This is a genomic window from Pseudarthrobacter sp. NPDC059871, assembly GCF_042731175.1.
In the GTDB taxonomy this organism is placed as follows: Bacteria; Actinomycetota; Actinomycetes; order Actinomycetales; family Micrococcaceae; genus Arthrobacter.
This window is the reverse complement of record NZ_JBHWJV010000006.1, coordinates 69,827-91,998: the sequence shown is the minus strand read 5'-3', so window position 1 is coordinate 91,998 and position 22,172 is coordinate 69,827. Positions and strand designations below refer to the sequence as shown.

The window sequence follows — 22,172 nt, the reverse complement described above, 5'->3', positions numbered from 1 at the left end:
TGAAGGGAAAACCATGAGGAATCTGAACAGGATCGGCGGAGCTGCAGCCATTGCTGCGGCTCTGGCGCTGACCGCCTGCGGCAGTGGCGGCTCCACGGGGCCGGAGACAGCCAAGGGGCAGGAGGCAGGCAGCGACCTGTCCAAGCTGATCAGCATCAACGAGAAGCCGGCAGCCGATCTTGAGCAGGGCGGCAAGGTCACCCTTCCGCTGGGCAACATCGGCCCGGACTTCAACGGCTTCTCCAACAACGGCAACAGCGCGGACAACTCCGCCCTGCAGGTCCCCATCAACCCGGTCGCCATGAACAGCGGCGGCATGGGTGGCTGCTGGAAGGTCGACTTCACCGGAAAGGTCACGCCCAACACGGACTTCTGCGAGTCCGTGGACAGCGAGGTCAAGGACGGCAAACAGACCATCACCATCAAGGTCAATGACAAGGCCACGTACAACGACGGCACCCCCATCGATGTGAAGGCGTTCAAGAACACCTGGAACATCCTCAAGAGCCCGGACAACGGCTACGACATCGTCAGCTCCGGCGCCTACCAGTTCGTCGAGTCGGTCGAGGCCGGCAGCAGCGACAAGGAAGTCATCGTCAAGACCACGCAGCCGGTCTACCCGGTTGACTCGCTCTTCTTCGGCCTGATCCACCCGGCCGTGAACAGCCCGGAGGTGTTCAACGAAGGCTTCAACGGCAACATGCACGCCGAGTGGATGGCCGGCCCGTTCAAGCTGGACCAGTACGATCCTGCGGCGAAGACCGTCACCATGGTCCCCAACGACAAGTGGTGGGGCAAGAAGCCGGTCCTGGCCAACGTCACCTTCCGCCAGCTTGAGACCAGCGCCCAGATCGCTGCCTTCAAGAATGGCGAAATCGATGCGATGTCCGCCAACACCATTGCCCTTTACAAGCAGCTGGAAGGCACCAAGGACTCCGATGTCCGCCGCGGCCAGCGCCTCTTCGCCGGCGGCATGAACATCAATGCCCAGAAGATCACTGATGTCGCCGTCCGCGAAGCCATCTTCGCCGCCGTCGACCGCGAAGCGCTCCGCAAGGTCCGCTTCAACGGCCTGAACTGGGAAGAGCCCAGCTCCGGTTCCATGATGCTCCTGCCGTTCTCGGAGTACTACCAGGACAACTACCCGGTGAAGGAAACCGGTCCGGACGCTGCCAAGAAGGTTCTGACGGATGCCGGCTACACGGCCAACGCCAGCGGCGTCATGGAGAAGGACGGCAAACCTGCCGCTTTCAAGATCAGCAACTTCGGTGACGATCCCACCACCCTCGCCTTCACGCAGACCCTGCAGAAGCAGCTCCAGGCTGGCGGCATGGACGTCGGAATCGACCAGCGCGCATCCGCGGACTTCGGCAAGGTCATTGGCGGCCGCGACTTCGACATGAGCGTCTCGGGCTACACCGTTGGCCCGGACGCCACCGACGCAGTGAAGCAGTACTACGACTCCAAGACCAACGAGAACCAGCTGGGCGACGCCGAGCTGGACAAGAAGATCGCCGACCTCGCCTCCATCGAGGACAACGCCGAGCGCAACAAGGCGGCCATGGAGGTCGAAAAGGAGCACATGGCGAAGTACTTCTCCATGGGCGTGGTCATGAACGGCCCGCAGATCTCCTTCGTCCGCACGGGACTGGCCAACTACGGCCCGTCGCTGTTCCAGAGCCTGTCGCAGGTTCCGGACTGGACCACCCTCGGCTGGGAAAAGAAGTAACACTTTCCAGGCGCTTTCCCGCATCCTGCGGATAGCGCGCCAGCGCCCTCCCACTGTTCGTCCGCTTCGGCGGCGGACAGTGGGAGGGCTTTTGGTTTAAAAGGTGCAGGAGGGCGCTCCGGAGTAGCGTTGGTTGCATGACCGGAACTGAAGCTGAGCCACGCACCATCCGTACCGCCGTCGTCGGCTTTGGGCTCTCCGGCAGCGTCTTCCACGCGCCCCTGCTGGACGCAGACAGCAGGTATTCGCTGGACATCGTGGCCACCTCCAACGAAGACCGGCAGGCGGCGGCGACGGGCCGCTACCCGGGTGTGCGGACCGTGCCGGACGGACGCGCCGTCTTCGAGCGGGCAGACAGCCTGGACCTCGTAGTGCTGGGCACGCCGCCAGCAACCCACTATCCACTGGCTAAGGCGGCCCTGGAGGCCGGGCTGGACGTGGTGGTGGACAAACCGTTCGTCATCTCCTCCAGCGAAGGGGAGGAGCTGGTCTCGCTGGCCCGGGAGCTCGGCAGGACCCTGACGGTATTCCACAACCGGCGCTGGGACGGCGACTACCTGACCCTGCAAAAGCTGCTGGCGGCCGAGGCACTGGGCACGGTGCTTCGCTTCGAGTCCCGCTTTGAGCGGTGGACGCCGTCGATCGCCAAGGCCTGGAAGGCCAGGGCAACAGCGTCCGACGGCGGCGGCGCACTTTTCGACCTCGGCAGCCACCTGATCGACCAGGCACTGCAGCTCTTCGGCCCGGCCGACGTAGCCCATGCCGAGCTGCATGCGCGCCGCTCCGACGAGCGGGCCGACGACGACGTGTTCCTGGTACTCCGCCACCACTCGGGGGTGCTCAGCCACCTCAGCATGAACATGCTGTGTGCGCAGCAGTCCCCGCGGTTCCGCGTCCTTGGCTCCGTGGGCGGCTTCACCAAGCACGGCGTGGACCCGCAGGAACCGTTCATCGTGGCCGGCGGTAGCCCCCTGGACCAGGAATACGGCGTGGAGGCACCCGATTGGGCGGGCCTCCTGGGCCGCGACGGCCACCTGGACCGGCTCCCCACCGAACGGGGCAACTACCCCGAGTTCTACCGCCTCCTGGCAGACAAGATCCTCGACGGAGGGACAGAGTCACCCCTGCCCCTCCCGGTAAACCCACAGGACGCGGTTGACGTCTTAAAAATTATAGAAAAAGCGCGGGAACTCGCCTCGTAAGTGCCCGAAAAAGCCGAACGCCGAACGACAGGCATCCGGCAGCGTGCTCCCCACCAGCACCCTAACCTCGCAAGCTCGGCCAGGGAACCCTGCTGGCGTGGGCCCAAGCGACGAAGGAGCAGCACGCAGAGGATGTCTGTCGTCCGGCGCAGCAGGACGACCTGTGAAGGGGCCTAGGCCGAAACGAGCTCGTGCCAGTCGGAAACCAGAGGCAGGTTGTGTGCCTCGGACACGGAGTGGTGAGCCACGTGGCCGGCGGCGATGTTGAGGCCGGCGGCGAGGGCAGGATCGCGGTCGAAGGCGGCCTTGACTCCCAGGTTGGCGAGGGACACGGCGTAGCGCAGGGTGACGTTGGTCAGGGCGTACGTGGAGGTGTTCGGCACCGCACCCGGCATGTTGGCCACGCAGTAGAAGATGGTGTTGTGCACCTTGTAGGTGGGTTCCTGGTGCGTGGTGGGGTGGGTGTCCTCGAAGCAGCCGCCCTGGTCCACGGCGATGTCCACCAGTACCGAACCGGGCTTCATGCGGGCCACGAGGTCGTTGGTGACCAGCTTGGGGGCCTTGGCACCGGGGATCAGGACGGAGCCGATCACCAGGTCTGCGTCTACTACGGACTTTTCGATTTCGTAGGCGTTGGATGCCACGGTCTTCAGCCGGCCCTGGTACTGGGCGTCCAGTTCGCGGAGGCGGTTGATGTTGATATCCAGGATGGTGACGTCGGCGCCCAGGCCCAGGGCCATGGCGGCGGCGTTGGTGCCGGCTACACCTGCGCCGAGGACAACAACTTTGGCGGGGCGGACGCCGGGAACGCCGCCCAGCAGGACGCCCTTGCCGCCGGCCGGGGCCATCAGGGAGGACGCGCCCACCTGGACGGACAGCCGGCCGGCAACCTCGGACATGGGGGCGAGCAGAGGGAGGGTGCGGCCCTCCTGGACGGTCTCGTAGGCGATGGCGGTAACGCCGGAGTTGATCAGTTCCTGGGTCAGTTCGGGCTCGGCGGCCAGGTGCAGGTACGTGAAGAGGATCAGGCCCTTGCGGAACCGGTGGTACTCGGCCTTGACGGGCTCCTTGACCTTCATGACCATGTCCGCGCGGGACCAGACGTCATCGGCTTCGGTGACGATCTCTGCGCCGGCAATGGCGTATTCCTCATCGGTGATGCCGGAGCCCAGGCCCGCGCCGCGCTCCACCAGCACCGAATGGCCGTGGGTGCGGAATTCGTGCACGCCGGCGGCGGTGATGGCGACGCGGAACTCGTTGTTCTTGATTTCTTTCGGGACACCGATGATCATCGTGGGCTCCAGGTTCTCGGCGGATAAGCCGGAAAGTACGGAAGGATTTCGTGTTTCCACGATAAATCCGCTGTGAGCCAGCCGACACTGGCCGCGGCTGGGATCATCGGCGGAATCCCCGGAATTCCGCGGATTTTGGCTGGCTGCGGTAGACATATGTCGAGGGCGGAAGCGTCAGGTGTCGCCTGTTGTCCGTTCGTGCCCACAGGCTGCCGGGCAGTAATGTTGGCGCATGCAGCAGCAGGGTGTGGAACAGCTCGTGGAACAGGTGGCGCAGAAGCTGGGCCGCGGCCTTTCGCTGGAGGACCTGGACGGCCTGCTCCTCGCCTACAGCTCCAACCAGTCCCATGCGGACCGTGTGCGCGTGAACTTCCTGCTCAGCAAGAAGGTGCCGGCGGACGTGAGCGCCTGGCAGCTCTCGCAGGGCATCGCCACTGCCGTGCGGCCCGTGGTGGTGCCTGCCAATCCGGACCTGGGCATGCTGGGCCGCGTCTGTGTCCCGCTGATGGTGCGCGGCTTCCGCGTGGGTTATCTCTGGGTGCAGCAGGACTCGGCGGAGGAGAGCCCGACGGCGATCCTCACCCAGTTGCCGGCGGTGAACCATGAGCTGGAGCTGCTGTCCGGGCTGCTGCTTGACTCCAATACTGCCGAGTCCGAGTTCCGGCGCAGCCGTGAACGTGAGTTCCTGTCCGCCTGCGCCGGCGAACCGAACGCCGTGGCCGCAGTTGCCGGCTGGAAGGAAGTCCAGGGCCGGGGGCCGTGGCAGATGGTCACCGTGCTGGACGCCGACGGCTGGGCCAGCGGTCCGGACCCCATCGCATCCACCCTGATCCACCGGTCCACCGCGCTGCAGGCCACCGTGGGCGTGGACGCGGCACTGTTCAGCGCCGGTACGGAGACCCACTCGGTGGTGCTGTTCCGTGAGCTGTCCGGCCGGGCCAACCATGCGCAGGTGCTGGTGCACTACCAGTTGGAGCTGGCCAAGCGGTCCGGAAGGCCGGTGCACCGCATCATCCTTGGGATCAGCGAAGGGTTCACCCGCACCCGCCAGCTGGGCGAGGCATACCGGCAGTCGAAACTCGCGGCCCAGGCAGCCGCCGTCGACCCCCAACTGGGTGAGCTGGTGGACTGCCGGGCCACCGGCGTGTACCAGCTGCTGGCATCCGCCGGGGGCGGGGTGGGGGCCTGGGCCGATTCGGGATCCGTGTACTTCCGGATGCTCGAAGACCATGACCGGAACGGCGAACTCATTCCGGTGCTGGAACTCCTCTACGACAACGACGGTTCCGTCCAGGACGTGGCCACGAAGCTCCATCTGCACCGGAGCAGCATCTACAACCGGCTGGGCAGGATACGCCAGCTGCTGGGCGTGGACCCGTTAAAGGGCTTGCCCCGCCTGGAGCTTCACGCCGCCCTGAAGATGCGCCGGTGGGCTGCCCGGCCGAGGATCTAGCGGCGGGCCCGCCCGGATGTCGCGGTTACAAAGGACTTGATGGCCTCGGCCACCTGCTGCGGCCGGAGGTGCTGGGCCACATGTCCGGCGCCCGGGATTTCCGTAAAGTGCCCGTGCCGGGCCGTGGCAGCCAAACGCCGGGACCACTCCGGGCCGGCAACCTGGTCCTTGCCGCCGCGCAGCACCAGGACGGGCAGGTCGATTCCCGCCAGCCGTTCCTCGGTGGAATAGTTCATCATGACGGGCAATTCGGTGAAGTACCAGCGCGGGCCGCAGCGGAAATAATCGCTGAGAACGGCCCAGTTGGACGACGCACTTTCCCGCAGGAGGGCGTCCAGGAACAGGGCGACACTTTGGCGGGTGACCGTCCGGTGCCGTTCATCAACCACGGGGCCCATCAGCACCAGCTGCCGCACCCGGTCCGGCGCGTGGCGGGTCGCCTCGATGGTGAACTGAGCACCCATCGAATGGCCCACCAGGATATAGGATTCGATGCCGCTGGACGCCAGGGTTTCGCCGATAAAAGCGCCGTATTCCTCCGCGGACACCTGCTGACCGGGACGGGGCGTGCCGCCGAACCCGGGCAGGTCCAGCGAATACGTGGGGGCGGAGGCTGCCAGCAGCTGGTGCAGCCGCCGAAGGTAGCGGTGCGAGACGCCGATTCCGTGGACCAGCACGTACGCCGGCTCCGCATCGCCCGGTACTGCGCCGGGCGATGGCGGCGGCGTGCCGTCCGTCCAGAAGATCCGGCCGGACAGGCCGCGTGCTTCAACCGCCGAGGACCGCAGGGGGACCGTCATCGCGGCCCCGCGCCGCCGTCGGAAACACCTGACGCGCCGGAACCGCCGGCGCTGCCTGCAGCCACGCTGTCCGGCGCCGAGCCGTCCGAACCCGCACTGTTCGTTCCGGCGGCATTTGTGCCGCCGTCCACCGCGGCCTCGCGTTCCTTCCGCCGCTGGGTCTCCAGCCAGGCCAGGATGGCGCTCTGCCGGATCCGCCGGTGGGTGCCCCGGTATTCCACCGGGATTTCGCCGCGGTCCGTCATGTTGCGCAGGTACGTGTGGGAAATGCCGGCCAGTTCGGCGGCCCGCGAGGTGGTCAGCATCTCCTCGACGCTGCTCACGGTCACCGCCTCCCCGCGGCTGAGCCGTGCCAGGAGGTCCACGACGGCGTCCCTCGCCTGGGCGGGCAGCCGGTGGACAGTGCCGTCCACGAATACGGTGATGTCGTTGCTGTCCAGGAGAGCGCGGGCGAGGCCGCCGGCATCATCGGCGGGCAATCCGGCTGTTACGCGGGGGGCTATCAGTGCCATAGAGGAAGCCTAACCCTCCCGTCAGACGGTTCCCTGCGGTCACGATGGACGCACACGTCCACTATGAGCGGAACTTTCGAAAAGGGCAGTGCGGGTGCAAATAAAAGAGACCGTTGACACGGAGTTAGTAACGCGCGTAACCTCAATCACACGATTCAAGTAACGCGCGTTACCCACAAGGTCTCCGCGCTACAGGGAACACCTCACCACGCAGAGCTGGCACAGCCCAGTCGACGAAGACCCGGAGCATTCAATGGCGAAAAGCACCACACCTCCCCAAGCCGCCTCCGTGCGGCAGCGGGGCGTCACCATGAATGATGTCGCCAAGCATGCCGGCGTTTCCCGGACCGCAGTTTCGTTCGTCCTGAGCAACCGCGAAAACGCCAGCATCTCCGAGGAGACCCGCATCCGGATCAACGAGGCCGTCCAGGAGCTCGGCTACCGGCCCAACGCCGGCGCCCGTGCCCTGGCATCCCAGCGCAGTGGCTGGTACGGCATTGTCACCGAGATCGTCACGGCCCCTTTCGCCGTTGACATCATCAAAGGTGCCCAGGACCAGGCCTGGCTTGACCACCGGTTCCTGCTCATCGCGCCCTCCGACCAGGCCGATGCCGTAGGACCCAACCAGGGCCTGGAAGATGCTGCAACGGAAAAGCTGTTGGAGCAGCGCGTGGAAGGACTGCTGTACGCGGCCACCTTCCACCGGGGCGTCCACGTTCCGGAGAGCGCCAATGAAGTACCCACTGTCCTGATCAACTGCTTCGACGCTGACGGAAAGCTGCCTTCGATCGTCCCTGACGAGCGCGCGGGTGGCCGGGTCGCCGTCGAACGTTTGCTCCAGGCCGGCCACACCCGGATAGGCGTCATCAACCTTGACCCGGTTATCCCTGCTGCAGTGGGGCGGTTGGAAGGTGCACGCGAAGCACTGGCCAACGCCGGACTGGACCTGGATCCGGAACTGGTGGTGTCCGGCTACGCGACGGCCGACGGCGGCTACGAGGCTGCCGGCCAAATCCTGGACAGGTACGAGGGGGCGCGCAGGCCAACCGCCTTGTTCTGCCTCAATGACCGAATGGCGATGGGCGCCTATGACGCCATCAAGGAACGGGGCCTGACCATCCCCGGAGACATCGCCGTAATCGGCTTCGACAACCAGGAACTGATTGCGGCCTACCTGCGGCCCAAACTGACCACCGTTGCGTTGCCGTTCGAAAAAATGGGCGCCCTGGGAGTCCAGACGCTCGCCGCCCTTACAGCAGGACAGCCGATCATTGCCGACCAGCAACTGGTCGACTGTCCGCTGCTAGAACGCTCTTCGGTCTGACCGCGAAATCAACTTCCGAAGAGCAAAACCCCTAACCCACCCTTCACCTCGCTGATGAAGACAGGAAAGAGATAACCATCATGACACAACCCCGATTCTTCCGGGCTGCCCGGATCACGGCCGCGGGCCTGGCCGTGGGAGCGATGCTGCTGACCGGCTGCGCCGCCAACGTCAACAACACAAACAGCAACGACGCCGGCTCCAACTCGAGTGCGCTGCTGACCATCCCGCGTGAGGACATGGGCACGTTCGTGCAGAACTTCAACCCGTTTGCCCCCACCGTGAACCCCATGGTCCAGCAGGCGATTTACGAATCGCTCCTGATCTTCAACCCGGCCAACGGGGACACGGTGCCGTGGCTCGCCACCGAATGGAAGGCCGCCGACGACGGCAAGTCCGCCACCTTCACCCTGCGCGACGGCGTGAAGTGGTCCGACGGGCAGCCGCTGGTTGCCGACGACGTGGCCTACACCTTCGAGCTGCAGAAGAAGATCAAGGGCGGCTTTGAGTACCTCGACGGCGTCACCGCCGAAGGCAACAAGGTCACCTTCAATTTCAACAAGCCATGGTCCCCGGCGCTGTACGACGTCGGCCAGCTCACCATCCTGCCCAAGCACATCTGGTCCACACTCGCCGACCCTGAAAAGGAAGCGAACGCCAAGCCCGTCGGAACCGGGCCCTACACCGAAGTGGACAGCTTCCAGGCCCAGTCCTTCGTGCTGAAGAAGAACCCCAACTACTGGCAGCCGGAGAAACAGAAGATCGCCGGTATCAAGATGCTCGCCTTCGCCGGTAACGACGGTGCCAACCTCGCGGCGGCCAACGGCGACGCGGACTGGGCGCCGCAGTACATCCCGAATATCGAAAAAACGTTCGTCTCTAAGGACAAGGACCACCGCCAGTACTGGTTCCCGCCCACCGGGGCCATGATCAACTGGCAGCTCAACACCACCAAGGCGCCATTCAACGATGTTGACGTCCGCAAGGCACTGAGCATGGCCGTTGACCGTGACCAGGTCACCAAGATCGGCATGAGCGGCTACGCCCAGCCGGCTGACTGCACAGGCCTGTCCGGCAACTACGAAACCTGGAAGAACAGCGCCGTCAAGGACAACTGCACCTGGACCAACCACGACGTGCAGAAGGCCAACGAGCTCCTGGACAAGGCCGGCTACGCCAAGGGCGCGGACGGCAAACGCACCCTCAAGGACGGATCCCTGTTCGAGTTCAAGATCTCCGTGGGAGCCTCTTCCTCCGACTGGCTGTCCGTAGCCAACGTGATCGCCCAGAACCTGGCCGAGGTGGGCGTAACCGCCAAGGTGGAGTCGCCTGACTGGGCCGCCGTGGTGGCCAGCTACGAAACCGGAACGTTCGACTCCGGCATCGTCTGGAGCGCCAACGACCCCAGCCCGTACAAGTACTTCAATACCGCCATGGGCTCGGCAACCGTGAAGCCGGTGGGCACCAAGACGTTCGACAACTACCACCGCTTCGGCGACACGAAGGCCGACGCCCTGCTGGCCCAGTTCGCCGCGGAATCGGACCAGTCCAAGCAGAAGGACATCGCCAACAAGCTCCAGGAGGAGTACAGCGACGCCGCGCCGCTGGTGCCGCTCTTCTCCGGCCCGGAATGGGGTGCCTTCAATGACACCCGTTTCACCGGGTGGCCCACCCAGGACAACCCCTACGCCACCCTCTCGGTCCGCGCACCCACCACGGTGCTGGTGCTGACCTCGCTGGAACCGCGCAAGTAAATTCCTCAGCTGGCCGCCGGAATCTCCGGCGGCCAGCCTCCCAAAACTTTCACCACTCCCGAATTGGAGGGAACCCGTGCGCTTCATCCTGCGCCGGCTGGGTTTCTACCTGGTCGCCTTCTGGGCATCCATCACCCTGAATTTCCTGCTCCCGCGCTTCATGCCGGGGGACCCCGTTTCCCGCATGTTCGCCCGCTCCCAGGACAGAATGCAGCCCGAACAGATCGAGGCGCTGCGCAAGCTGCTCGGAGTGGACGACCGGCCGCTGTGGGATCAGTACGCCGGCTACCTCCAGAACGTCTTCACCGGCCAGATGGGCGTCTCCATCTCGCGCTTCCCGGCCCCTGTCACCGAGGTCATCTCGTCCCAGATCGGCTGGACCCTCCTGCTGGGCGGAACCGCCCTGGTGATTGCCGCCGTCGTGGGTAACCTGCTGGGCATCGTGGCCGCGTGGCGGCGCGGCGGCGCGATCGACTCCGCCCTGCCGCCGGTACTCGTGTTCATCGGGTCGTTCCCCTACTTCTGGCTCGCGATGGGCGCCCTCTACCTGTTCGGCGTGGTGCTGGGCTGGTTCCCCATCCGGCACGCGTTCACCGCCGGATTGGAACCGGGCCTCACCTGGGAGTTCATCGGCGACGTCGGCGCGCACCTGGTGCTCCCGGCGCTGACCATTGTGCTGGTGTCCATCGGCGGCTGGATGCTGGGCATGCGGAACACCATGATCGCCACCAACTCGGAGGACTACATCACCATGGCCGAAGCCAAGGGACTGCGCCCGGGCCGCATCATGCTCCGGTACGCGGCCCGCAACGCCATGCTGCCGTCCGTGACCAGCTTCGGCATGGGCCTGGGCTTCGTGGTGGGAGGGGCGCTGCTCACCGAGGTGGTGTTCGCCTACCCCGGCGTGGGCTACCAACTCCTCAACGCCGTCCAGGGCCTGGACTACCCCCTCATGCAGGGCCTGTTCCTGACCATCACCGCCGCCGTGCTGCTGGCGAACTTCCTGGTGGACATCCTGTACGTCCGCCTCGACCCGCGCGTGCGCAGCAACTGACCGGCCGCAGAAAAAGGACCCCACCATGGCAACCGCAATCCTCCAGCAACCCGCCACCACGGCCGGCCAAACCCCCGCCGCTAAACCCAAAACCAAACCAAACCGCAGCTTCATCCACGGGCTGGCCACCAACAAGAAGGCCCTGGTGGGCATGGCCATAATGACCGTCTTCATCGGGCTGGCCCTGCTGGCCCCCGTGCTGTTCCCCGGCGACCCGTCCAGGATTACCGCGATGGCGTCCCTGGAACCGGATGCTGACCACTGGCTGGGCACCACGGCGAAGGGGCAGGACGTGCTGGCATTGACCGTGCACGGCGCCCGGAGTTCGCTGCTGGTGGGCCTCACGGTGGGCTTCGCCTCCACGTTCATCGGCATCCTGGTGGGCCTGGCCTCGGCCTACTTCGGCCGGTTCATCGATGAAGCGCTGTCCCTGGTGACCAACGTCTTCCTCCTCCTTCCCGGGCTGCCGCTGCTCGTCATCCTCGCCGCGTTCCTCCCGCCGGGCCTGGGAACGGTGATCCTGGTGCTCATCGTCACCGGCTGGGCAGGATCGGCCCGCGTCCTCCGCAGCCAGGCACTGTCCATCCGCTCCAAGGACTTCGTGGCCGCGGCGGTGGTGTCCGGCGAACGGGCGGGCCGGATCATGTTCCGGGAAATCCTGCCCAACATGGCCTCGATCGTGATGGGCACGCTGCTGGCCTGCGTGATCTACGGAATCGGCGCCCAGGCGGGGCTGGAGTTCCTGGGACTGGGCGATGTCAGCACCGTCTCGTGGGGCAACAACCTCTTCTGGGCCGGCAATGAGGGCGCGCTGCTCACCGGAAGCTGGTGGGTCTTCGTACCGTCGGGCGTGTGCATCGCCTTGGTGGCCTTCGCCTTGGCCCTCATCAACTACGCCGTGGACGAGGTCACCAACCCCCGCCTGCGGAAAATCAAGACCTCCGGGCCCGCCACGGCCGAAACCCCGGCACCTGTCGAAAGGAGCGCCGCCAAATGACTGTCTCCCAAACCTCCTTCGGATCCCATGAACCCGTCCTAGACGTTCAGGACCTCACCGTGAAGTACATCGGCGATACCCGCTCCACCACCGCCGTGGACCGTGTTTCCTTCAGCATCGGCACCGGCGAGGTCTTCGGCCTGGCGGGGGAATCGGGCTGCGGCAAGTCCACCATCGCCAACTCGATCATGCGCCTGCTCAAGGACCCCGCGAAGATCGCCGGCGGCAGCATCTCCTTCGGCGGCAGGGATGTCCTGGCCATGAGCCCGGAGGAGCTGCGGCGCTTCCGCTGGCAGGACGTGGCCATGGTGTTCCAGTCGGCCATGAATTCGCTCAACCCGGTGCTGACCATCGGCGAGCAGATCGTGGACATCTTCACCACCCATGCCGGGCTGTCCCGCAGGGAATCGCTGCGGCGGGCGGGGGAGCTGCTGGAGCTGGTCCGGATCGACCCCGCGCGGCTGAAGTCGTACCCGCACCAGCTCTCCGGCGGAATGCGGCAGCGTGCGGTTATCGCCATGGCCGTGGCGCTCAAGCCTTCCCTCCTGATCCTGGATGAGCCCACCACCGCCCTGGACGTGGTGGTGCAGCAGGAAATCATGGCCCAGATCAAGGAACTCCAGCGCGAGCTCGGCTTCTCCGTCCTGTTCATCACGCACGACATGTCCCTCATGGTGGAACTGTCCCACCGCATGGCTGTGATGTACGGCGGGCGCATCGTCGAAACCGCCAGGGCCCACGACGTCTACGCGGATCCCCGCCACCCCTACACGCAGGCGCTCATGGGCGCGTTTCCGCCGCTCACCGGCCCGCGGGTGCCGCTCTCCGGATTGCCCGACGGCGTGAAGTTCCGGAATATCCCCGACCTCGCCGAGGTGGCGCCCGGCCACCTCGTGGCGCCGTTCGGTGCCGACGACCTGTCCATCGCGCACGGCGCCCACGCCGCCGATCACGCGGCCGAGACGCTGCAAGGAGCTGTCCGATGAGCCATTCAATGCTTTCCACCACCGGTGCTGGCCCCTCCAGCTCAGGCACCGCCCGGACGGACACCCCCGCCCTGGAGGTCCGCGGCCTGGGCAAGTCGTTCCCCATCGGCGGGCTGTTCTCCAGGGACTCAGTCCGCGCCCTGCACGGCGTGGACCTGGCCATCGGCCGCGGTGAAATCGTTGCGCTGGTGGGCGAATCCGGTTCCGGCAAGAGCACCCTGGCCCGCTGTGTTGCCCGGCTGGAACGGCCCAGCGAGGGTTCAATCCTGCTGGACGGCGCCGACGTCCTCAAGCGGGACCGCTTCCAGGCCTCGCGGGCGTTCCGCTCCCAGCTGCAGATGGTGTTCCAGGATCCCTTCGGGTCGCTGAACCCGGCACACAGGATCGGCCATTTCCTGCGGCGTTCCCTGGCGATCCACGGGAAGGGCGGACGTTCCGAAACGGAAACCCAGGCCCGCCTCGAACAGCTCATGGACACCGTGGGTCTGCAGACGGACATGCTGGATTCCTACCCGCATGAACTCTCCGGCGGCCAGCGCCAGCGCGTCGCTATCGCCCGGGCGCTCGCCGTGGAACCGCAGGTGATCCTCGCCGACGAACCAACCTCCATGCTGGATGTCTCCGTCCGGATCGGCGTACTCAACCTGATGCGCAGGCTCCGGGACGAGCAGGGCATCTCGATGCTCTACATCACCCACGACCTCGCCTCGGCCCGCTACCTCGCGGACCGCACGGCCGTGATGTTCGCCGGCGAACTTGTGGAGGAGGGCGAGTCGCTGGACCTGCTGGCCAATCCGGCCCACCCCTACACGCAGCTCCTGGTCTCCGCCGTTCCGGATCCGGGCCGTGCCGGTTCCTACGATCCCGTCCGGCGGGCCGAACTTCGGCAGGCCGTCATGGCCTCTACCAGCTGCGCCTTCGACGGCGACCCGGACCAGCCCTGCTCCGCCGACCAGCCCGTCCGGCACCAGGTGGGCGAGCCCGGCAACCGGCACTGGGTCCGCTGCCACCTCTACCGCCCGCGTGCAGCCGCCGGCGGCCACGCGCTCGCTGCAGACCCGGCAGCCGGCAACTCCGCACTCGCGGGCACCTCCGCAGACGCCGGCCCTCCGGCGTCGTCCCGTCCCCGGAAGGCTTCGGCATGACTGAACTGACCCACCCGCTGGCCACCGTCCCGCGCGGTGAGCTGGTTGCCCGCGCGGAATCTGATCCGCTGCGGCCCCGTTTCCATTTCGTCTCTCCCGCCGGCTGGCTTAACGATCCCAACGGCGTGGCCCAGTGGAACGGCATCTACCACCTCTTCTACCAGTACAACCCCGAGGGCGCCTTCCACCACCGCATCCAGTGGGGCCACGCCACCAGCACGGACCTCGTCACCTGGACGGACCTGCCGGTGGCCCTGGAACCCTCCGCAGGTCCGGATGCCGACGGATGCTGGTCAGGCGTGCTGGTCAACGACGCCGGCACGCCCACCCTGGTCTACTCGGGCAGGCTGGGGGAGCGCGAACTTCCCTGCGTCGCCGTGGGCTCACCGGACCTGTCCACCTGGACTAAGGCCCCGGAGAATCCCGTCATCGCAGCCCCGCCGGCCGGCGTGGACATCACCGCCTACCGTGACCACTGCGTGTGGCGCGAAGGCAGCAGGTGGCGTCAGCTGGTGGGCTCGGGCGTCCGCGGCCGCGGCGGAACGGCGTTCCTGTACGAGTCGGCGGACCTGCGGTCCTGGGATTACGTGGGGCCGATCTTCATCGGCGACGCGTCGCAGGGCAGCCCCGAAGACGCCGACTGGACCGGCACCATGTGGGAATGCGTGGACCTGTTCCGTGCCGGCACCGGAACCCTGGGTACCGAACCCGCGGACGGTTCACCCGACGTGCTGGTGTTCTCGGCCTGGAACGACGGCGACACGCGCCACCCGCTGTACTGGACGGGCCGGTATTCCGGGGACTCCTTCGAACCGGCCGCGCTGCACCGCCTGGACTACGGCGGCCGGTACTTCTACGCGCCGCAGTCCTTCCTGGACGACGCCGGCCGGCGCATCATGTTCGGCTGGCTGCAGGAGGGCCGCACGGACGCCGCGATGGTGGAAGCCGGCTGGGCCGGCGTGATGAGCCTGCCGCGGGTCACCACCCTGGCGGAGGACGGGACGCTGCGGTTCGCGCCTGTCTCCGAACTGGAAAAGCTTCGAGGCAACCACACCAGGCTGCCGGGACGTGAGCTGGTGGCTCCGCTGGATACCGGAGTCCGCGGCAACCAGCTGGACCTCGAACTGGACCTCCACCTGGCGCCGGGCGCCGAGCTGCGGCTGGGCGTGCTGGGTTCAGGCGACGGCGCGGAGGACACCGTCATCGAAGTGGCCCGTCCCGCACCCGGCCCCGGTGACACCGAAGGAACCCTCCGCCTCGACCGCACCCGCAGTTCCCTGGATTCGTCAGTGGACGTGGAGGACAGGTCCGGGTCCATCCAGATGGCCGGCGGCCACGTGCACCTGCGCGTCCTGGTGGACCGGTCCGCCGTCGAGATCTTCGCCAACGGCAAGCCGCTCACCGCCCGCGTCTACCCCACCCGCGGCGGCGGCCACGTCACCCTCTCCACAGCGGGAGCCGTACACCTGAACGCCTTCGATGCCTGGACCATGGCCGACATCTCGGGAGGTGCCCGCACCCTCTTCCCATAGCCCCAAACCCAACCTCCGAGATCAAAGGCGATCTGCATGCACAAGAGACTAGCCGCGGGCCTCACGGCAGCGGTCCTTGGTGCCGGCCTCGCGGGAACGGGGGCCGCTGCTCCGGCAGTGGCCCTCGGCACCGCGCCCGTCACCCTCAACAGCACCACCAGCCCCATCCCGGACGTCGCCGGCACCAGCGGCACGTGGACCCGGACCGCGCAGGGCGGGTACACCGCCGTCGCGCCCTCCGGCCAAAACGCGGCCGCCACCAGCGAACAGGTCATCACGGGAACTGCCCGCTACACGGCCAGCGTGACGGTCGATTCCGGAAGCCCCTACGGTGTGGGCGCCCTGGTATTCCGGGCAACCCCTGATGCCGGCGTCGGCTACGCAGCCACCATCGATCCAAACCTGGACCGGGTGCGGCTGTTCGATCTCGCCACCGGCCAGGACGTGGTGGCCCCGGTGGCCCTCGCGCTGAACACGGGACAGCCCTACAACGTGGACGTCCACGTTGACGGGCCACGGATCTATGTCGCCGTGGACGGGACCTCAAGGATCGACGCTACGGACTACCGCTACGAATCGGGCCGCGTCGGCCTCCACGCGTTCAATGGAACCGTGGCCTTCGGGACCCCCGGCGTGCGGACCATCGACGCGAACGTCTCCGGCTGGACTGCCGGCGGCGGCTGGTCCGCAACGGCCACCGGATTCCGAGGCACCGCCCCGGCAAATGCCAACATCCGCGCCATCGCCACCGGACAGTCACCCACCGATGTCGACTTCTCCACCGACATCCAGGTGGCATCCCCCTACGGCGTGGGAACAGTCCTCTTCCGGACCAACGCCGACGGGACCACCGGGTACGCCGCCGAAGTGGACCCCAACGCGGGCAGGCTGCGCCTCTACAGGGTCTCGGACAACGCCACGCTCGGCACGTTCCCCGCCACCATCACCCTCAACCAGGTCTACCGCCTCCGGGTCACCGCCCTGGGCAATGCGCTGGCTGTCTACTGGCAAACGGACTTCCTGGACCCCAACGGCGCCACGCCCGCCATCACGGCCACGGACTCCGGCGCCGGTACGGGCCACGTGGGCCTGGGCTCCTACAACGGCGCCGCGGTTTTCCAAAGCATGACCCTCCGCGGTCTGGAGAGTTCGCTCCAGGGCTGGCGCACGCTGTCCGGCTCCTGGGAACCCGATGCCGCCGGCCTCCTCGCCGCAACGGCGGGCGGCACCGCGGCGAGGTTCATCCCGGCGGTGGCGTCCGACGTCGTTGCCTCCCTGGACCTGACCGCCACCTCCCCAGCAACGGCCTCGGTGGTGGTCCGCAGCGGTGCTGATGGCGCCGGCGGCCTCGAACTGCGGATCGATCCCGGCGCCGGCACGGCAAAGCTGTACAACCGGGCCGGATCCACGCTCCTGCACAGCGGCACCCTGCCCGCCACCAGCTTTAAGGCCGGGCAGCTCAACCGCGTCCAGTTCACAGCACGTGGCACGGAAGCATCCGTACTGATCAACGGCACGCCCGTCCTGAACGGCACGGTTCCCGCCGCCTCCGGGTCCGGCTTCGCCCTCCTTGTCACCGGCACCGCCTGGTTCCAGAACGTCCGCGCGGACGCCGTGGACCAGTACATGAACGGCCTCTACCAGCCCGGCTACCACTACACGCAGAACTCCGGAAACAGCTCCGACCCCAACGGCCTGGTGTTCTTCGACGGCGAATACCACCTCTTCCACCAGGACCGCGGCCGCTGGGCGCACGCGGTCAGCACCGACCTGCTGCACTGGAAGCAACTGCCCATCGCCCTGCCGCACATGGCCGCGGGGGAGTCCTGGTCCGGCTCTGCGGTGGTGGATGCCACCGACGCCAGCGGGCTTTTCGGCGGCGGCTCCGGGCTCATTGCCTACTACACGAGCTTTAACCACGACGCCGTGAACGGCAACCAGTCCGTCCGCGCCGCGTACAGCAAGGACAAGGGCCGCAGCTGGCAGACCGTCCAGGCCGCGCCGGTGGTGGAGAACCCGGGCGGCCCGGACGGCGGCTGGGACTTCCGCGATCCCAAGGTCACCCGTGATGAAGCGTCCGGCACCTGGATCATGGTGGTGGCGGGCGGGGACCACCTCCGCTTCTATTCCTCCACAGACCTGCTCCACTGGACCTTCTCCAGCACCTTCGGCTACGGAAGCTGGGTCCGCGGCGGGGTGTGGGAGTGCCCGGACTTCTTCGAACTGCCCGTGGACGGGCAGCCCGGCGTGAAGCGCTGGGTGCTGTGGTGGAGCACCGGGGCCGTCCGCGCCACCAACGGCTCGGCGGCTCAGTACGTGACTGGAACGTGGAACGGAACAACCTTCACCCCCGACACCCCCGCCTCCACGGTGCTGCAGGCGGACCATGGCCGCGACTACTACGCAGCCATGAGCTTCTACGGCACCCCGGACGGCCGGCGGATCATGATCGGCTGGATGAGCAACTGGGATTACGCCTTCAGCCCGCCCACGGGCCGGTGGAACGGGTAGCTTTCAGTGCCCCGCGAGGTCAGGCTGGTGGACGTGCCCGGCGCGGGACTCCGGCTGGCGCAGGCCCCGGTGGCGGAGGCAGAATCGCTGCGGACCTCCACGTGGCAGGCCTCGGACGTGGCGGTCTCGCCAACCTCCGGCAACCCGCTGGCCGCCGCCACGGGGCGTTCGTTCGAACTCGAGGCCGAGGTGGGGATCCCGTTGTCAGGTGGAGCCACCTCCTTCGCGTTCGGGGTTCGCAAAGGAAACGGCTCCACCGGCGCGCAGCAGACACTGGTGACGTACGACGCCGGTGCTGCCGCCCTCACGGTGGACCGCGGCGCCGCCGGACGCAAGGACTTCACCCGCTACTTCGCGGGTTCGGCCGCGGACAATGCCACGGCCCCCTGGAGTTCCACAGTGGTGGGCGCGGAGCGGCGCGTGAAAGTCCGGATCCTGGTGGACGCGTCCTCGGTGGAGGTCTTCGGCGGTGACGGCACGGCTGCCGTCACCTCACTGATCTTCCCCGATCCGTCCTCCACAGGGCTGTCCTTCACGGCTGCCGGGGGCACCGCCCGGCTGGTGACGGTCAAAGTACACCAGCTCGGCGACACCGCACGCCTCACCGGTGCTCCGCCGTCGGCCGTCCTTCCGCCAGTGGCCGGCAACGCCAGGCACAACCTGGGCGCCTATTCCGTGGTTCCGGGCGGACGCTGGGAGGGCACGGGCGCAGGCCTGGCCGGCACGTTCGACAAAGACTCCACCGCCATGGGCCCGGCCACCTACGCCAACGTCCGGCTGCAGGCCACCGTCAGGTTCGGCGGTGAGCCCTTCACAGGTGAGCTCCTGAACCGGGACCTGGCCCCCGAAAAAGGGTACGGCGGCGCCGGCTCGGTGCTGCTTCGGTCCTCGGCGGACGGTTCCACCGCCTACTACTTGAACCTGGACCCGAACCTGCGCGTGGTGCGGGTGTTCAAGTTATCCGGTGGGGAGTTCACGGTCCTGGCCAGTGTGCCCTCGAACCTGGGCCATGGGGTCAGCTACGCCCTGGACGCGGCTGTCAGCGGGAGCCGGATCACGGTGGCAGTGGACGGGACGCAACTGATCGACGTGGCCGACTCTGCGCCCCTGGCCGCCGGACGGGTGGGCGTCAACGTGTTCGACGGCAGGGCCGCGTACCAGGATGTGCTGGTGACGGCCCTGCCGTAGGGCAGGATTGCCGGGCTGGCGGGACTGGTTACAGGCCCAGTTCCGCCAGGACGGGCAGCTTCTCCCGCACCCGGTCGCGGGCTTCGGAGGCGCTCGGTGCGGAGAGCGCCAACTTGGCCAGTTCCTGGGCTTCCTGGAGGGTCACGGTCTTCAGGACTGCGGCGACGGCGGCGAGGGAGCGGGCGGTCATGGACAGCGTGTTCACGCCCAGGCCCGTCAGGACGACGGCGAGGGCGGGGTCCGCCGCCGCCTCGCCGCAGACGCCCACGGGCTTGCTGTTGCCTTCCGCCCGGGAGCCCTCCACCGTCAGGCCCACCAGGCGCAGGACGGCCGGCTGCCACGGGGTGTTGAGGTTGGCCAGGGGACCGAGCTGGCGGTCCGCTGCCATGGCGTACTGGGTGAGGTCATTGGTGCCCAGGCTGGCAAAGCCCACCTCGCGGAGGATGGCCTCGGCGGTCAGGGCGGCGGAGGGCACCTCCACCATCACGCCGGGGGTCTGCAGGCCGGCGTCAGCGCACATCGAGGCAAAACGTGCCGCTTCTTCGGCGGTGGAAATCATCGGTGCCATAACCCACACGTCCGCCTCGGACGCGTTGGCGGCCAGGGCGATGGCTTCCAGCTGCCGGTCCAGCACGCCCGGGGTGGTGAAGTCAGTGCGGTAGCCGCGGACGCCGAGGGCCGGGTTGGGCTCGGTGGAGTCGGTCAGGAACGGCAGCGGCTTGTCGGCGCCGGCGTCCAGCGTGCGCAGCACCACCTTCTTGCCGGGGAAGGCATCGAAGACGCTCTTGTACGCGGCGGCCTGTTCTTCCACGGAGGGCTCGGTGTCGCGTTCCAGGAAGCAGAACTCGGTGCGGAACAGCCCCACTCCCTGGGCGCCCAGCTTCGCGGCAGCCACCGCGTCCTTGCCGCCGCCAACGTTGGCGAGCAGCGGGACCTGGTGGCCGTCCGCCGTCGCGCCCGTGCCGGTGAACTCTGCCAGCAGCGAGGCTGTGGCGGCCCAGCCCTCCGCGGCCTCGCGCAGGGCGCCGTCCGGTTCGGAGGTGACGGAACCGGCGGCGCCGTCCACGTAGACCTCGGTTCCGTCAGCGATGTGGTCCACGCCGACGGCGGCCACGACGGCGGGAAGGCCGAGCGAGCGGGCGATGATGGCCGTGTGCGACTGCGGGCCGCCGCCGGACGTCACCAGGGCCAGGACCTTGTTCGGGTCCAGCGTGGCGGTATCGGCCGGGGCGAGGTCGTCTGCCACCAGGACGAAGGGATTCTCGGACGCGGGAATGCCGGGCGCTGCCACGCCGCGGAGCTCGGCCACGATGCGGGCCCGCACGTCCAGGACGTCGGTGGCGCGCTCAGCCATGTAGCCGCCCAGGTTGTGGAGCATCTCCGACACGGAGGATCCAGATTCCCAGATGGCCCGTTCAGCGGACGTACCCCGGGCCACCAGCTTGGCGGCGCCCTTGATCAGCATGGTGTCCTTGGCCATCAGTGCCGTGGCCTCCAGGACGGCCTTGCCGTCGCCGCTGGCGTGCGCGGCGCGCGCCTTCAGTTCGTCATGCACGGCCTGGGAGGCCGCCTTCAGTGCTGCGGTGGCTTCCTCGGCGGTGGTGTCCGGGGCCAGCTGCTCACCGGCGGGAGGTTCGCTGATCGGTTTGGGCATCTGCCGCACTGTGCCGATGACGCGGCCTGGACTGACGCCTACTCCTGGGAAGTTCTGCACTGAAGGTCCTCATTCTCTGCCGGTAGCCAGGCCCGCCAAACAATCCCGGCGCCATGCCGGAACACCTCCGCCCCGCCACAACGCGTCACGTCAGGAGATGGAAACGAGCCTGAAAAAATTGTATGTGATTCAGTTCATATAGCAACGCTATAGGTGCTAGGGTAGCGGTTATGAGTTTGGATGGCCAGCTTCCCCCCAAAATGCGGCTGCTCCGTGCAGCGGCGGAGCTGCTGGCAAAATCCGCGGGAGCGCCGGTCTCCACCCGCCAGATCACGCAGCTGGCAGGGGTATCTGCACCCACCCTGTACCACCACTTCGGCGACAAGGAAGGCCTTTTCGACGCCGTGGTGGCTGCAGGATTCGAAGAATATGTCGCAGGCGAAAGGGATTTCGCCCCCTCCGGGCAGCCTCTCGAGGACATCCGGAGAATGTGGGACAACCACGTGCAGTTCGGGCTTAACCAGCCGGAGCTCTACCTGGTGATGTTCGGCAACATCCGCCCGGAAAACCGCCCCGCCATCGTTGCCGATGCCGAGGCGCTGATGGAGGAGATGCTGAACAAGGCCGCAGCGGCGGGCCAGCTCAACGTCCAGCCCAGGGAGGCGGCCAGGTCCATCCTGGCGGCCAACGTTGGCGTGACGCTGATGCTGATCGCGGAACCCGCTCCGGACCGGAACCTCGAACTGTCCACCATGACCCGGGATGCCATGATTTTCGCGGTGTCCGCCGAGCCCGCCAGTGGCTCGGCCCCGGGCAGCGCCGGAAAGTCCTCGGTGGTGGTGGCAGCGATTGCCCTGAACGCCGCACTTCAGGCCTCGCACTCAGACCAGCTCTCGAGCTCGGAGCTCAAGCTCTTCCTCGAGTGGCTGCACCGGATCTCCGCCACCCCCGCCGGTTAGCCCGGCATAACCTGCGCCACCCGGTTCCACCAGCACTACGTCGTCGTCAGTATCGGACCATCCTGCGGAGCAGCAGGACG

The 22,172-nt window shown here is 67.2% G+C and carries 16 protein-coding genes and 1 pseudogene; 13 read left to right on the top strand and 4 right to left on the bottom strand.

Going from position 1 to position 22,172, the window contains the following annotated elements; all coding sequences use genetic code 11:
• Positions 1-13 precede the first annotated feature (13 nt).
• Together ACFV4R_RS09835 and ACFV4R_RS09830 are read left to right on the top strand one after the other, a co-directional pair.
• Entirely contained in the window at positions 14-1,729 is a 1,716-nt protein-coding gene (locus ACFV4R_RS09835; RefSeq protein ID WP_377202358.1) for an ABC transporter family substrate-binding protein, read from the top strand.
• A gap of 137 nt (positions 1,730-1,866) precedes the next feature.
• Positions 1,867-2,931, top strand: a complete 1,065-nt coding sequence (locus tag ACFV4R_RS09830; protein WP_377202357.1) for a Gfo/Idh/MocA family oxidoreductase — start codon at positions 1,867-1,869, stop codon at positions 2,929-2,931.
• A 173-nt stretch (positions 2,932-3,104) separates the two neighbouring features.
• Here the strand turns inward: ACFV4R_RS09830 and ald are convergent, their stop codons facing one another.
• The gene (ald, locus tag ACFV4R_RS09825; protein ID WP_015938949.1) at positions 3,105-4,223 is read right to left on the bottom strand and encodes an alanine dehydrogenase; all 1,119 of its coding nucleotides are present in this window, start codon (positions 4,221-4,223) and stop codon (positions 3,105-3,107) included.
• 232 nt (positions 4,224-4,455) lie between these two features.
• On the opposite strand from ald, the gene ACFV4R_RS09820 reads away from it, so the two are divergent.
• Positions 4,456-5,676 carry a PucR family transcriptional regulator gene (locus ACFV4R_RS09820; protein ID WP_377202356.1) on the top strand — a complete coding sequence of 407 codons (1,221 nt, stop codon included), beginning with the start codon at positions 4,456-4,458 and terminating at the stop codon, positions 5,674-5,676.
• Here ACFV4R_RS09820 and ACFV4R_RS09815 read toward each other — a convergent pair.
• Positions 5,673-6,476 carry an alpha/beta fold hydrolase gene (locus ACFV4R_RS09815; protein WP_377202355.1) on the bottom strand — a complete coding sequence of 268 codons (804 nt, stop codon included), beginning with the start codon at positions 6,474-6,476 and terminating at the stop codon, positions 5,673-5,675. The two genes, ACFV4R_RS09820 and ACFV4R_RS09815, sit on opposite strands and share 4 nt — an antisense overlap.
• Before the next feature lie 119 nt (positions 6,477-6,595).
• Positions 6,596-6,988 (bottom strand): annotated as a pseudogene (locus ACFV4R_RS09810) (helix-turn-helix domain-containing protein); the annotation flags it as partial.
• 253 nt (positions 6,989-7,241) lie between these two features.
• Between ACFV4R_RS09810 and ACFV4R_RS09805 the strand changes: the two are divergent.
• The 9 genes from ACFV4R_RS09805 to ACFV4R_RS09765 all read left to right on the top strand — a co-directional run bounded on the left by ACFV4R_RS09805 (position 7,242) and on the right by ACFV4R_RS09765 (position 19,479).
• The gene (locus ACFV4R_RS09805) at positions 7,242-8,312 is read left to right on the top strand and encodes a LacI family DNA-binding transcriptional regulator (RefSeq protein WP_377202354.1); all 1,071 of its coding nucleotides are present in this window, start codon (positions 7,242-7,244) and stop codon (positions 8,310-8,312) included.
• Positions 8,313-8,392: 80 nt separating this feature from the next.
• A complete protein-coding gene (locus tag ACFV4R_RS09800) occupies positions 8,393-10,066 on the top strand; it encodes an ABC transporter substrate-binding protein (protein WP_377202353.1) in 1,674 nt (557 codons plus the stop codon).
• Between the two features lie 76 nt (positions 10,067-10,142).
• Entirely contained in the window at positions 10,143-11,120 is a 978-nt protein-coding gene (locus tag ACFV4R_RS09795) for an ABC transporter permease (protein WP_377202352.1), read from the top strand.
• 25 nt (positions 11,121-11,145) lie between these two features.
• Positions 11,146-12,117 (top strand): ABC transporter permease, encoded by a 972-nt coding sequence (locus tag ACFV4R_RS09790; RefSeq protein ID WP_377202351.1) that lies wholly within the window; start codon positions 11,146-11,148, stop codon positions 12,115-12,117.
• Entirely contained in the window at positions 12,114-13,103 is a 990-nt protein-coding gene (locus tag ACFV4R_RS09785) for an ABC transporter ATP-binding protein (RefSeq protein WP_377202350.1), read from the top strand. The genes ACFV4R_RS09790 and ACFV4R_RS09785 overlap by 4 nt, the downstream gene beginning before the upstream one ends.
• Entirely contained in the window at positions 13,100-14,248 is a 1,149-nt protein-coding gene (locus tag ACFV4R_RS09780) for an ATP-binding cassette domain-containing protein (protein ID WP_377202349.1), read from the top strand. Before ACFV4R_RS09785 ends, ACFV4R_RS09780 begins: the two co-directional genes overlap by 4 nt.
• The gene (locus tag ACFV4R_RS09775; RefSeq protein ID WP_377202348.1) at positions 14,245-15,780 is read left to right on the top strand and encodes a glycoside hydrolase family 32 protein; all 1,536 of its coding nucleotides are present in this window, start codon (positions 14,245-14,247) and stop codon (positions 15,778-15,780) included. The genes ACFV4R_RS09780 and ACFV4R_RS09775 overlap by 4 nt, the downstream gene beginning before the upstream one ends.
• Before the next feature lie 36 nt (positions 15,781-15,816).
• Positions 15,817-18,291, top strand: coding sequence for a family 16 glycoside hydrolase (locus ACFV4R_RS09770; RefSeq protein WP_377202347.1), 2,475 nt, complete (start codon positions 15,817-15,819; stop codon positions 18,289-18,291).
• A gap of 6 nt (positions 18,292-18,297) precedes the next feature.
• Positions 18,298-19,479, top strand: a complete 1,182-nt coding sequence (locus ACFV4R_RS09765; RefSeq protein ID WP_377202346.1) for a GH32 C-terminal domain-containing protein — start codon at positions 18,298-18,300, stop codon at positions 19,477-19,479.
• A gap of 28 nt (positions 19,480-19,507) precedes the next feature.
• On the opposite strand, the gene ptsP is transcribed toward ACFV4R_RS09765, so the two are convergent.
• Complete coding sequence (gene ptsP, locus ACFV4R_RS09760) at positions 19,508-21,193, bottom strand: phosphoenolpyruvate--protein phosphotransferase (RefSeq protein WP_377202345.1); 1,686 nt, start codon at positions 21,191-21,193, stop codon at positions 19,508-19,510.
• Positions 21,194-21,363: 170 nt separating this feature from the next.
• Here ptsP and ACFV4R_RS09755 point away from each other — a divergent pair, with 170 nt between their 5' ends.
• Positions 21,364-22,092, top strand: a complete 729-nt coding sequence (locus tag ACFV4R_RS09755) for a TetR/AcrR family transcriptional regulator (protein WP_268160455.1) — start codon at positions 21,364-21,366, stop codon at positions 22,090-22,092.
• The last annotated feature ends 80 nt before the right edge of the window (positions 22,093-22,172 follow it).